The sequence below is a fragment of the Kaistella yonginensis genome, from assembly GCF_030409525.1.
Lineage (GTDB): Bacteria > Bacteroidota > Bacteroidia > Flavobacteriales > Weeksellaceae > Kaistella > Kaistella yonginensis.
Genome location: NZ_JAUFQB010000011.1, coordinates 131,839 through 145,874 on the forward strand (window position 1 = coordinate 131,839; position 14,036 = coordinate 145,874).

Sequence of the window (14,036 nt, forward strand, 5' to 3'; positions counted from 1 at the left end):
TTTTAACCACAAAGTCACAAAAGTTTTATTGAAAATATTTACTGTAAAAGTTCACATAAGTTAAAAATCTATAGATTTTTAGTTTCTTTTGTGGTTCATATTAATAATCTTCATTTTTTTTTTACAGTAAATCTTTGTGCCTTTTGTGGTTTAATATTATTTTTTTATTTGCTGTTTATTTTTCAATAATCCATTGGTATCGGAAAGCCCATTTCCATTTGATGCTGTATTTCTTTAAACCTAAATCTTTTGAAAATTTTTCTAAATCTTTTCTTTTGAAACCTCTTAAAATAGAAATTAAGCCATCATTCGCGGTCATTTTTTCTAATCTGAAAATAAAGATAAGCATTTGGAACAAACGATAAGCCAGTTTACTTCGCTGCAAATCATTAACAACGATTCCTTTTTTGATGATGTTATAGATCACCTTCATTATTTTGATGATTTCATCATTTTTAAAGTGATGTAAAGTGAGCGTTATCAGGGCAATATCAATATTATATTTTGAGAAATCGTAGAGAAAAATATCTTCAGCCAAATAGGTGATATTGTCAAAATCAGCGGAGCATTTTTCTGCATGTCGAATGGTGGCTTCGTTGGCATCGATTCCAATTAAAACAAATTTTAGATTATTTTCAGCTCCAAATTTTGAGAGCATTCGCAGCATGTCACCGCCTCCACAACCGAAATCCATAATCGTGATGCTCTGATCTTTTGGATAGTTTTTAATTAATTCTTTAACTCCATTTAATGTTACTGCATTTCCGCCGAGCAACTGATTGATTCGAGCAATGTCATCCAAAGCGGTCACCAAATCATTGCTATCCATCGAAAAATCATCCATTGATTCTTCGAGATCTGTCCTGTACTTGGTATCTAAAGCCATTAATTTTGAGTCATTGTGATTTCTTTTCCGTGCGTTTTTTTAATGATAATCGGAAGTAGGAAAGGAAGATGGGTTGTTAAATTTGTCAGAACTTCTGAAAGTTTTGAATGTTCTAAAATCATGCCTAAAATTCGGCCATACCATAATCTTTGTTTGAAATTTTTATTCCAGTTTAAAGAATAATTCTTTTCCATTTCCTGACGGGAAGTTTGGTTTTTTAAAAAATCAATCGTTTGTTCCGAAGCCAGTTTTGCACTGTGAATTGCCATTGCCATTCCATTTCCACATAAAGGATGTATTAATCCTGCAGTGTCACCCATCATCAAAATATGATCTTCTACATTCTTTTTTTTCTCAAAACAAATCTGACTGATGGTCAAAGGTTTTTCAAAAACAGAAGTTGCATTTTCTAAAATATTTTTCAAATGTGGGTTTTGAGCGACAACTTTTTCCTGGAACTCTTCAATATTTTTATATTTTTTAAAGGATTTAAAACTGGTTAAATAACAGACATTAAGAACATTACTTTCAACTTTCGATACACCGCAATAACCACCTTTAAAATTATGTAAACCCACAACATCATCCGGAAAATTTCCTTTGTAATGAGATTTAACGGCTAACCAAGGAGATGTTTGTTCGATGAAACCACGCTTCATTTTCACATCTAAATTGGAGCGTTTTCCAAACCCACCTAAAACCACTTTCGAGGTCAAAGTTTTTCCGGAAGCCAGCTGAATTTTAAAGAGATCATCTTTAAAATGAACGTTATTGACCTGATCTTCGATAATCACGCAATTTTGTGAAAGCGCTTTTAAAAAAAGTGCATGGTCCAAAGTGTACCGGCTGATCCCAAAACCACCGAGTGGAAGTTTGGTTTCAATGGTTCGTCCGGACTCTGATGAAAATTGTAAAGACTTAATATGAGTGGGTTTTAACTCTTCAATATCGACGTTAAGCCATTTGAAATAGGGTAGGACTTCATTGGAAATATATTCGCCGCAGACTTTATGTTTTGGGTAAGAATTCTTTTCAATAATAATTACTTTACAACCCTTTTTCGTGAGATGGATCGCACTTGTTAAACCTGCCAAACCGCCGCCAATGATAAGAACTTCGGAATCATATTTTGAATCGTCCAATTTTTTATTTAAATGTAGTAATTTTTTAAACCACATAAGTCACAAAAGTTTTATAATAATTCTTCTTTATTTTTAAACACATAAGTTTTAAGTGGAAGAGAGATGCGTGGAAAAGAGCACGTTTATTGTCAATTTCTCTGGGTAATCTTAATTATCTGAATTCCTTAACCAAAAACTTAATGGTAAATTTTTGCATCATTCTTTTGCAATCTTTTGAATTTCTAAATTTCCATCCACATTTCTTTTTTTTCTTTTGCGGTAAAAAAAACCTTACGTTCCCGCAAGGTTCTATAATTAATTGTAAAATTGTAAACATCCATCTTCAGACATCCATCATCCAACAATCTTAAATTTTCTCATTCTTAATCTCCTCCACAATCTCCGGATTCAAAAGGGTAGAAGTGTCGCCGAAATTTGCAAAATCACCTTCCGCAATTTTTCTTAAAATACGTCGCATGATTTTCCCCGAACGGGTTTTTGGCAATGCGGACACAAACTGAATTTTATCCAGCTTCGCAATCGGTCCAATCGTATCGGAAATCACATTATTGATTTCTTTTCTTAAATTGTCTCTATCACGATTTTCGCCACTGTCTTTCAACATGACAAAACCATACAGCGCACTTCCTTTCACATCGTGTGGATAACCAACAATCGCAGATTCTGCCACGGCTGGATGTAAATTCACGCTGTCTTCAATAGGTGCAGTTCCCAGATTATGTCCAGAAACAATGATCACGTCATCAACCCGACCTGTAATTCTATAGTAGCCAACTTCATCTCTCAAAGCGCCATCTCCGGTGAAATATTTTCCAGGGAAAGCCGTGAAATAAGTTTCTTTATATCTTTGATGATCACCCCAAATTGTTCTTGCAATTCCAGGCCATGGAAAACGAATACATAGATTTCCATCGACTTGATTTCCGGTGATTTCATTTCTTTTATCATCCATTAACACGGGCTGAATTCCCGGCAAAGGCAAAGTTGCGTAGGTCGGTTTCGTTGGGGTGATAAATGGCAATGGTGAAATCATAATTCCTCCGGTTTCCGTTTGCCACCAAGTATCCACAATGGGGCATTTTTTCTTACCAACATGATCATTATACCAATGCCACGCTTCATCGTTGATCGGTTCACCTACGGACCCTATGACTCGTAAACTCGACAAATCATGTTTCTCTACCCATTCGTAAGATTCTTTTGCCAAGGCACGAATTGCAGTTGGAGCCGTGTAAAATTGAGTGACTTTATGTTTTTCAATCACTTCCCAAAAACGATCTGGTTCAGGATACGTTGGAACTCCTTCAAAAATGACGGTCGTTGCGCCATTCGCAAGTGGACCGTACAAAATATAAGAATGTCCTGTAATCCAGCCGATGTCTGCCGTACACCAGTAAATATCGTTCTCTTTATAATTAAAAACATTCTTAAAAGTATAAGCCGTAAACACCATGAAACCCGCAGTAGTATGCAACATTCCTTTCGGTTTTCCGGTAGAACCTGAGGTGTACAAAATAAACAGCGGATCCTCTGCATCCATGATCACCGAAATAAAATCAGCGGGTGCTTTGTCATACAATGGAGCCAACCAAAGATCACGTCCTTCCTTCATTTTCACTTCGCCACCCGTTCTTTTCACCACCAAAACTTTTTCCACGGTCGGACATTTTTCAACGGCTTCATCAATGATTCCTTTTAGATCGATCGATTTTGTACCTCTGTAACTTCCATCAGAACAGATGATCATTTTTGCGCCACAATCGTTTACTCTTGACTCCACAGCGTTTGCAGAAAATCCTGCAAAGATCACCGAGTGAATTGCACCCAATCTTGCACAAGCCAACATGGTAACTGCTAATTCCGGAATCATCGGCAGATAAATACAAACACGATCGCCTTTCTCTACGCCTAAATCACGCAGCACATTTGCCATTTTACAAACTTTTGCGTGCAAATCTCTGTAGGAAATATGTTGTGCCTCTTCTTTCGGATCATTCGGTTCAAAGATAATCGCCGTTTTGTCGCCACGTTCATTCAAATGCCGATCGATACAGTTTTTGGTGATGTTAAGTTTGGCATTTTTAAACCATTCAATTTTTGCATTTTCCATATCGTAGGAAACCACTTTCGACCATCGTTGATACCAGACGAAATTCTCATCGGCTACTTTATCCCAGAATTTTTTCGGGTTTTTAATCGATTTTTTGTACTGTTTAAAATAGTCCGGTAAATCGTCTATCACGTAATTTTTCATAATATTTAATTTTTTTTAATTCTAATTTTATTTAGGAGCCAGGAACCTGCTATCCGCTCATACTCCTCACGCCAAGGTTTTTCCCAACGCTAGTTCCGGGGTAACCGCTTCTATCAGGGCTAGTTACGACCCGTTTTATTTATTCCAATTTTGGTTTAAATGTAAATTTATTTTTTTATTCATAGATTCATAGGGCTACACCCTATGCTATTGATTTCGCCACTTCGTGGCTGAGTTAAGAACTTTTAAACTTTGCTGAGTGAAATGCCTTTGCGTCAATGTTTTATTTATTTATTTAAGGAATTGGCGAACCTTTCGGTTTGCGTCCGTAATTTTATGCAGTATTATTAATATATTCTTTGCGTCTTTGCGTTAAAAAAAGTTCCATTAAAAGACACAACAATTTACAAATACTTCTTTTTATATTCATCCATTTTCAACTGCAATTCCTCCACAACACTTTCATCATCAATCGTCGACGGCATCTGGTATTCCTTTCCATCCAACATCGTCCGAATTAGTTTTCGTAATATTTTCCCTGAACGCGTTTTTGGTAAACGATGCACCACCAAAGCATTTTTCATACACGCCACAGCGCCAATTTTTTCCCTTACCAACAAAACGAGGTCTTTTTCCAAAGTTTTTTCATCCACAGCCGAACCTGACTTCAGCACAGCGATCGCAAACGGAATTTGACCTTTCAAATCATCATCAATTCCAACCACGCAACATTCTGCAACTTCTTTATGAGCCGCCACAACCTCTTCCATTTCCGCCGTAGAAAGTCGATGTCCTGCAACATTGATCACATCATCCACTCTGCCGGTCACGAAAACATAACCATCTTCATCCTTAATCGCACCATCACCGGAGAAATAATATCCAGGAAATTTCGCTAGATATCCAAATTTAAAACGCTCCGGATCACCCCAAATTCCCATCATCGCTCCTGGAGCTAAAGGAAGTTTGATGACCAAATACCCTTCATGATGTGCTTCCAACTCATAACCTTCTTCACTGAAAATTTTAATATCATAACCCGGAATTGGTTTGCCGGCCGAAGCTCTTTTGATTTTTACGTCTTCAACTCCCGGCATTAAGCCCAACATTGGCCAACCTGATTCGGTTTGCCACCAGTGGTCGATGGCTGGAACTCCGACAAATTCTTCATACCAATCCAGCGTAGCAACGTCACATCTTTCACCAGCCAAAAATTGAGTCCTTAAAGAAGATATATCGTATTTTTTTACCAATTTCCCTTCTGGATCTTCTTTTTTAATGGCACGAATTGCAGTTGGAGCAGTAAACATGGCGACCACCTTATGTTCTTCAATCACGCGCCAGAATGTTCCTGCATCTGGAGTTCCGATCGGTTTTCCTTCAAAAATAATCGTTGTATTTCTGTTAATTAATGGACCATAAACCGAATAACTGTGTCCAACTGCCCAACCAATATCGGATGCTGCCCAGAAGGTTTCTCCTTCGTTAATGCCGTAAATATTCTGCATGGAGAATCTCATCGCCACAGCATGACCACCATGATCTCGCACAACTCCTTTCGGTTTACCGGTCGTTCCAGAAGTGTACAAAATATACAAAGGATGGGTAGATTCGACAGAAACGCAATCGGTCGGCACTGACTCGGTCATTAACTTTTCAAAATCAACCAAGGAAGAATCGTTTTTAAAATCAACTCGATTTCCTAATAATTTTCTATCGAAAGCCACGATGTGTTCAGGTTGATGTGTAGACATCGAAACTGCTTCTTTCACAAAAGGCAAATACGGAATTCTTCTCGAAACTTCCATTCCGGAACTTGCGGTAATAATCGTTTTTGGGTTACAGTCATCAATTCTGATGGCCAATTCCTGTGGAGCAAATCCACCAAAAACCACGGAATGCGTAACGCCTAATCTTGCACAAGCCAACATGGCGAAAACCGATTCGGGAATCATCGGCATATAAATAATAGCGGTATCTCCTTTTTCTAAACCTAACTTTTTTAGTCCACCAGCAAGTTTTGAAACGTGTTCTAAAACTTGACTGTAAGAATATTTAATGATTCTATTCGTGACTGGTGAATCGTAAATGATTGCTATTTGATCGCCAAAGCCGTCTTTGACATGTTTGTCAACCGCTAAGAAACAGGTGTTCAATTGGCCATCTGCAAACCAAGTTGGATAATTTTCGCCGTCATCGGTCAATATTTTTACAGGCTTTTTAAACCAATCAATTTTATCTGCTTGTTCCGCCCAAAATTTCTCTTTGTGAGCAATACTTTCTTTAAAAATTTGATCTGCATTCATGATATTTAGGTTTTAGATAGTGGGTTTTAGGTCTAAAGTCTAAATTCCCAAAATTGAATTTTATTTATTGCTAGTTATTGAATACTTATTGCTTGTCTGTCAAAAGTTCTTCAACTCTTTCCGTCAGTTTTTTAATGGAATAAGGTTTGGTCACATAGTCGTCGGCACCGAGTTCCATTCCTTTTTTTATATCTGCTTCGCCCGTTTTAGCGGAGAGTAAAATGACTTTAATGCCGCTCAGGTTTTTATCTTTTTTAATTTCAGCAAGCGTGGTATAACCATCGATATTCGGCATCATAATATCGAGTAAAATCATATCGGGAATTTCGTTTTTTAACAGTTCTAAAACTTCAGAACCGTCGCGCGCAATAAAAACCTCATAACCGGCCTTTTTAAAAGCGTACTCTAAAGTCATGATTATTTTGTGTTCGTCGTCTGCGATGAGTATCTTTTTCATATCTCTTTTATAATCTAGTTTTCTGTAATTTTTACAGATTTGTTTTCATTAATCGGTAAATAAATCTCAAATGTTACCCCGATCTCTTTGTTTTTAACTTCGATATCGCCCTGCTGGGCAATCATTATTTTTTTACAAATGGCTAAACCAAGTCCGCTACCAACTGGTTTTCGGAGATTTTGATTTTTCGATTGATAAAATTTTTCGAATATAAATTCTAAATCTTCTTCTGGAATGGTCTTTCCGGTATTAAATATTGAGATTTTTAATTGATCGTCTTTCTGCTGAAATTTAATTTGAATCATTCCTTGGTCGTTGGTAAATTTCAAAGCATTTCCCAAGATATTTTGAAAAACCTGAATCATTCGCTGTTCGTCATATTCAAAGATTTCACGTTCTAAAAGGTGAACTTCAGAATGGTGAAGATTTCTTTTTTCAAACAGATGACTTAACGGTTTTAAGGCTTTATGAAAGGTTTGCACAATATTATTTTCCTTGATATTTAATGAAATGGTACCCGTTTCTAATTTATCCAAATACAGTATATCATTAATAATTTCCGATAATCGGTCGGACTCTGAAATGATATTTTCCAGAAAATCCTTTTTCAGTTCTGCCGGCATATCTTCATCATCAAGCAGGATTTCACCCGTGGCACGAATGGCCGTAAGTGGTGTGCGAAGTTCGTGGGCAACACTGTCTAGAAATTCATCTTTTTGCTGATCTTTTACAATTAAATGTTGGTTTGCGTTTTGAAGCTCATCAGATAACTTTAATAATTGATGAGACTGTTCGCTCAACTGTTTATTGATGGTAATGTTTTCTTTGGATTCTTCTAAAATTTTCAAAACTTCTGGCAGCGAAATTTTATCTTCTTGAGCGACCCCTTCAATTAAAATTTTTGCTGATGCTGTACCGATTCGTCCGCTTAAAAGGTTTTCGGAAAATTTGATGAATCTAGAATCCGCTGTGTCACTATCATCGGTAATTTTGTATTTTAAATTAAAGATTTTAAGTGCTTGCTCGGTTTTTTTCTCTCCTAAAAAACGAACTAATATTTTTTGAATATCAGAAACATGGGCCGTACCTTTCCAAATGTAGGCATTCTCATGGTTTTGAATATAATCGTTGATGTCGACATAAATTTCCGCATAATTTCTCTCGCGATAATCAGACAAGGTATTCGTAGAAATGAGCGTAAACAAAAGCCCATTGACGAAAATACTCCAGAAAAAAATCTGCGGGATTGGTGCTAGATAAGGGATATTAAAAAAGCTAAAATAACCGCTGTTGTAGAAATTGCTTTGCTGAAAACTGTCAGAAAAACTTGGTAAAACCAATCCCAAATAACAAATGAGTACGCCTGAAATAATCCCTATGACAGATCCCAAATAGGTGCCACGGCGCCAGAAAATAGCCCCGAAAAATGAAGGAGATAATTGCGCAATTAAGACAAAAGAAACCAAGCCAATGCTGTATAAACTTTTGCCCAAAATTAAATATTTATAGAAGATAAAACTTGTTAGAATAAGCAAGAAAATATTTATTTTCCTAATATTCACAATGTTTTTAGTATTGTCTGTTTCTGAACTGAATTTGAATTTATCGAGCCAGCCATAGGGAATGATGATATTATTTGAAAGCATAATAGACAATGAAATACTCGAAATAATAATCATCGAAATACTGGCACTTAAACCGCCGAAAAAAACCATGGCTGCAATCACTGTGTTTCCAAATTTCTGTGGAATTAAAATGGAGTAGAGCTCTGGGTTTACATTTTCGCCGAAGAATAAAATTTTCCCGCCCCAAGCAATGGGGAAAACGAAGAGATTAAAAATTAAAAGGTATAGCGGAAAAAGCCAAATTGCCGTTTTGATGTGTTTTTCTTTACGATTTTCGATAATCGCAGTATGAAATTGCCGGGGTAAAAGAAAAATCGCTGACATTGAAAGCATCGAAAGCAGGAACCAATTGAAACCACCTTCTAATCCATTAAATGTATTTTTTGAGGCGAAATCAGGGAGTTTTTCTGCTTGGCTGTAAATATCATCAAAACCATTAAAAACGCCGTAAACCACGAATATGCCAAGGATGATAAAGAAGATTAATTTTAAAAAACTTTCAACTGCGACTGCAGAGATAATTCCTAATCTTTTTTCGGAGGCATCCACATATTTTGTGCCGTAATAAGAGGAGAATAAAGCGATGATCAAAACAACATAAGTTGCCGAATCAAAAAATACATTGGCTGTTTGATCGGTTTCGGTAATCAGATGAAAAGTTTCTGAAATCGCCTTGATCTGCAAACCGATGTATGGTATAATTGCAAACATACAAACCACTGCTATAAGTGCGCTAAGCGAACGGCTGTTGCCATAACGCAAGGAGATAAAATCTGCAATACTGCTGATTTTATTGACCCGGGAAATTCGGATAATTTTTGTGTTAATATAAATCCATGCAGGAATAATAATAATGGGTCCGATATAGATTGTCATATATTCTAAACCTTGATTTGCAGCTACGCCAATGCTACCGTAGTAGGTCCACGCTGAGCAATAAACTGCGAGTGAAAGTGCATAAACATAGGGATTGTTTACCCAGAAACTACTTTTTCGTTTCTCTGCGAAATAAGCAATGAAGAATAGAAGTCCCAGATAGACTATAACCAACGCAAAAAGTAAATAACTATTCATCGAATTTTTTGAAAATAATAAATGAAGTGATACACGATGCACCCCAAACGCCGAAGAGATAAACATAAATGACTGGCATCCCAATCAATATTTGCGAACTGTTAAACAACAGTAAAATAGGTGCATTCAATAAGATAAACAATACAATGCTTAAAATAACCAGTTTTTGTTGATGTCTTTTTTTCATAATCTAAATAATAGAAAACAACGGGAAACGAATTTCCCGTTGTCTTTTCATCATCATTTGTCCTTACATTTTATCATCGGAATATTCTCCTGTAAAAGAATACCACCCGAAAATACCTAACCCACCGACAATAATCGGCATGAGTACGGTGAGGATAATCCAACCGAAAACGTTGTCCTCTTGTTTGTCGGACATTACTTTGGGTATACCGAACATCGATAATCCGTAGTAAGCCACTACCACTGCCAGAAGAATCCAGACTACTCCTAATATTTTTTTTACTTGATCCATTTTTTTGTTTTTTAAAGTTACTGAAAAATTTGAAAGAAAATTGGGTTGAATTAAATTTTATACCACAGGGTTTTCAATCGGTGTTTCTACAAATTCATCTTCGGTTAAACTTTTGTTTTTTGTTTTTAAATAGAGGGTTCCGATAACCAAACAAACTCCGGCAACTACAATAGGATACCATAACCCTTCCAGGTACCACTCCGCATGACCTGCTTCTTTTCCAGAAGTTACAAGATAGGTAGCCACGGCAGGAAGCAGTCCTCCAAAAACACCATTTCCGATATGATAAGGCAATGACATGGAGGTGTAGCGGATTTTCAATGGGAACATTTCTACCAGGAAGGCGGCAATCGGTCCGTAAACCATCGTTACGAAAACAACCTGAATAAATACCAATAAAATCAATAACCATCTGGTGTCAGGATTTACGGTAATGGCTTGTTTGATTAACGGAGCTTCGGCTTTACCATTAACCATAATTGGTCCGGCTGCTGCCCAATGTACAATGCTGTCTTTTTTCATTAAAGTACCATCGGTAAACATTTTTTCCTGATGGAAGGTGATAATACTGTCAGTTGGGTTTTTCTCATGAACTTTTACTGTTCTTTTTTCGGTTAAACCATTTTTAGCAATGACTTTACTTTCAATGTTTACAGAGTTGTACATGACTTTGTATATTGGTCGATAGGCGATAATTGCCAGCAACATCCCGATCATCATAATGGGTTTACGACCCACCTTATCAGAAAGCCACCCGAAGAGAACGAATAGGGGAGTTGCCACGAAAAGTGCTAAAGCCATCATGGTATCTACTTGTGAGGATTCTATATTCATCACTTTCTGCATAAAGCTCATTGCATAAAACTGGCCAGTATACCAAATTACCCCTTGTCCCATTACGGCACCAAATAAAGCCAGCAAAACGAATTTGAAATTAAACTTATTGCCGAAACTTTCTTTTAATGGATTTTTAGAGGTCTTTCCTTCTTTTTTTGCTTGCGCAAAAAGGGGAGATTCTGCCATATTTCTTCGGATAATGTATGAAACACCGACCATTAAGATAGAAATCCAGAACGGAATCCTCCAACCCCAACTATCAAATTCTTCGGCAGAAAGTGAAGTTTTAGTAACGAGAATTACAATCAGTGAAATAAATAAACCTGAAGTTGCCGTTGTTTGAATCCAGGAAGTCCAGTAGCCACGTCGATGAGGTTGCGAATACTCAGCGACATAGGTTGCGGCTCCACCATATTCTCCACCCAAAGCCAAACCTTGAAGAAGTCTTAGAATTAAAACCAAAATTGGTGCAGCGTATCCGATGGTTTCATATTCTGGCACGCAACCGATTAAGAAGGTTGAGAATCCCATGATGAGAAGCGTCACCAAGAACGTGTATTTTCTACCGATGATATCTCCTAATCTTCCGAAGAATAATGCACCAAATGGTCTAACCACAAATCCGGCAGCAAAAGTTGCCAAGGTAGATAAGAAGGCAGCAGTTGGGTTATCTGCTGGGAAAAACTTGGTGGCTAAAACCACGGCTAAACTTCCGAAAATATAGAAGTCATACCACTCAATCAAAGTTCCGAGTGAGGAGGCCATGATGACGCCCCAAATCGTTTTATTCTTTTTTTTCTCTGCAACATAAGCATCGTGCTCTTGCTGACTGTTAAATTTTCTGGCCATAATTTATCTGTTTTTGTTTTTTAAAAATTTAAAGATGTTATTTGCTATAATTTGATTTAAAAAGAATACATTACCCTCACCATTCCGCGGAAATTCCCAACGTCTTTGAGGTTGTTTTCTGCTTTTCCTTTTGCATTCATATCACCCCATTTTGCTGCGGTATATTCGATTTCGGGAGAGATATTAAATTTATTCTGCTTAAAATCTACTCTGGCAGATGCACGCCAAACCGCATCCAAAACCCTCGCTCCAGAAGCTCCTCTGATGTAAAGATTTTTATATCCAGCCTCAACACCGGAATTTTTGGTATATCCAAAGAAAACTCCGGGAGCAACTTTCGGATTTGCACTTGCAACATCTACCCAGAAAGCAGAAGTTTTAGTTGGTTTGTAAGATTCCTGACTGTTCGGTTCTGTGTAGCCAGCGAAACCTCCTAGCATAACCAAATGGTGAAGGTTTCCACCAGTGATTCCATATAATTTGGTGATGATTTTGTCGTTGGCATATTTAAAATAGCCGAAGTACATATCAGAATTTACCGTTTCATCTGAAACTAATCCTACTGATTCAATAACCGGTTTCAAAGACTGATATTCTGCGCCAGCTCCTGCCGTTACTGTTTTTGTTTTATATTGTAATTGTCCGTGCAAAGTCGGAATAGAAGAATTGAATGTCGCACTGTTGACAGAAGCACCTATAGCATTTGCAGTTTGGAATTCCCGGTCTTTATAAGCGACAAGAGTTAAAGTTAGTTCAGGAGTTAGTTTTTGAGCAACTTTCACTTGACCTGCCCAACCAAATGGATTAAATATAATTCCTGAATTAAAGTTGGCAACACCTGGGAAAACATCTGCAACAACAGATGGATACCAAGTTTGTCCGAAAGTAACTGCAGTTTTTGGCCACGCTAAAGTAGCAGTTGCATGTCGAAGTCTCATTAAACCAATACTTCCACTTCCGCCAGATGATTTATTGAGTTCCGTATTTCCAAAAAAATCGGCCTCAATATTTCCACTGGCTTTTGCGCCCCAAACATCTGGACCTTTAAATCGAATTCCGACTCTGGAAGTGATTGCTAGAAAGTTACTTGCTCCAGCATCATTAATATCTTTTCCATTGGCATCTAATTTTTCATCCAGCGGATAAAGGTTCAAATTATATTCTCGGGCATAGGCAGATTGCCTGCTATCGAAATTGTATTCCGTGCGAACCCAGCCATATAATGAGGCATCCCATTCTTTGGGTTTATTTTTCTCGGCTTCCAAGACTTCAATTCTTTTCAAAAGATCGGCAGTGGTGGGCGTATCCTGCGCCAAGGCAAAATGTGAAAAACACAGAGATGAAAGAATTCCTAATGAAACAGTAAATTTCTTCATGGATTAATATTTTTTAGTTTGTTTTTTTGTCGAAACGAAATTGAAACTAAAAATTTAATTGAAGAAATTTAATATATATCAATGTAATAAATGTAGGTAGTGAAAATTGTAATGATAAATTTGGAAAAATTGACCGAAATTATTTTTTAAAACGTTCCCACTTTATCATCATGTATTTATCGCCAAACTCAGTGATCACTAGGCCGGAACCTTTTAAGTTCTCTTCCTTTGACATGTATTCGATGAGTTCATTTTGCTTGAAAACTTTGTATACCGGATGAAAATCTGAATGGGGCGGTCGTGTGATGTTGTATTTTTTAATCCAGGCACTTATTGAATTGTGCGAAACCCCAATGATTCTTTCGATCTCACGGTAACTTAAACCTTCCAAGTAAAGTTGCAGCGCTTTGGTAACTACATAGTCGTCAATTTGTTTGCCTAATTTTTTTACGGTAAAATAGTATTTACAGTCTTTGCATAAAAACCTTTGCCGTTCGTTGATGATACCACTCTTAATAACATTTTTCTGATTGCATTTGGGACAGGAATTCGGCATAACTATATCTTTTTAGCAAATATATAATAAATTAGCAAAGTTGTAAAATTTTTTATGATAGTTTTCTTTAAATATTGTGCCTTTTGAAATTAAATTATATCTTTGCACCTAATGAAAAGAATATTTCCATTAGACGATTTACACAAAGGCAGCAATGCCGATAATCACGATATTTATTAACAACGAAGTCATTTTG

Annotated in this window: 11 protein-coding genes; all 11 read right to left on the reverse strand. The window is 36.9% G+C overall.

All coding sequences use genetic code 11. The annotated features are described in order from the left end of the window. Positions 1–175 precede the first annotated feature (175 nt). On the reverse strand, positions 176–886 hold the full coding sequence (locus QWY78_RS05015; RefSeq protein WP_290217212.1) for a methyltransferase domain-containing protein: 711 nt from the start codon (positions 884–886) through the stop codon (positions 176–178). After that, on the reverse strand, positions 886–2,028 hold the full coding sequence (locus QWY78_RS05020; RefSeq protein ID WP_290217214.1) for an NAD(P)/FAD-dependent oxidoreductase: 1,143 nt from the start codon (positions 2,026–2,028) through the stop codon (positions 886–888). The genes QWY78_RS05015 and QWY78_RS05020 overlap by 1 nt, the downstream gene beginning before the upstream one ends. A gap of 346 nt (positions 2,029–2,374) precedes the next feature. Continuing rightward, positions 2,375–4,282, reverse strand: coding sequence for an acetate--CoA ligase (acs, locus tag QWY78_RS05025; RefSeq protein ID WP_290217216.1), 1,908 nt, complete (start codon positions 4,280–4,282; stop codon positions 2,375–2,377). Positions 4,283–4,686: 404 nt separating this feature from the next. Next, positions 4,687–6,588, reverse strand: coding sequence for an AMP-binding protein (locus QWY78_RS05030; RefSeq protein ID WP_290217218.1), 1,902 nt, complete (start codon positions 6,586–6,588; stop codon positions 4,687–4,689). A gap of 85 nt (positions 6,589–6,673) precedes the next feature. Next, positions 6,674–7,045, reverse strand: coding sequence for a response regulator transcription factor (locus tag QWY78_RS05035; protein ID WP_290217220.1), 372 nt, complete (start codon positions 7,043–7,045; stop codon positions 6,674–6,676). Between the two features lie 14 nt (positions 7,046–7,059). Next, positions 7,060–9,744, reverse strand: a complete 2,685-nt coding sequence (locus tag QWY78_RS05040; RefSeq protein WP_290217222.1) for an ATP-binding protein — start codon at positions 9,742–9,744, stop codon at positions 7,060–7,062. Beyond that, positions 9,737–9,931, reverse strand: coding sequence for a hypothetical protein (locus tag QWY78_RS05045; RefSeq protein WP_290217223.1), 195 nt, complete (start codon positions 9,929–9,931; stop codon positions 9,737–9,739). Before QWY78_RS05045 ends, QWY78_RS05040 begins: the two co-directional genes overlap by 8 nt. Positions 9,932–9,994: 63 nt before the next feature. After that, entirely contained in the window at positions 9,995–10,222 is a 228-nt protein-coding gene (locus QWY78_RS05050) for a DUF6814 family protein (protein WP_290217225.1), read from the reverse strand. A 57-nt stretch (positions 10,223–10,279) separates the two neighbouring features. Next, positions 10,280–11,908 carry an MFS transporter gene (locus QWY78_RS05055; RefSeq protein ID WP_290217227.1) on the reverse strand — a complete coding sequence of 543 codons (1,629 nt, stop codon included), beginning with the start codon at positions 11,906–11,908 and terminating at the stop codon, positions 10,280–10,282. 56 nt (positions 11,909–11,964) lie between these two features. After that, the gene (locus QWY78_RS05060) at positions 11,965–13,284 is read right to left on the reverse strand and encodes a hypothetical protein (protein ID WP_290217229.1); all 1,320 of its coding nucleotides are present in this window, start codon (positions 13,282–13,284) and stop codon (positions 11,965–11,967) included. A 139-nt stretch (positions 13,285–13,423) separates the two neighbouring features. Further along, complete coding sequence (locus QWY78_RS05065; protein ID WP_290217230.1) at positions 13,424–13,840, reverse strand: IS1/IS1595 family N-terminal zinc-binding domain-containing protein; 417 nt, start codon at positions 13,838–13,840, stop codon at positions 13,424–13,426. Between the last annotated feature and the right edge of the window lie 196 nt (positions 13,841–14,036).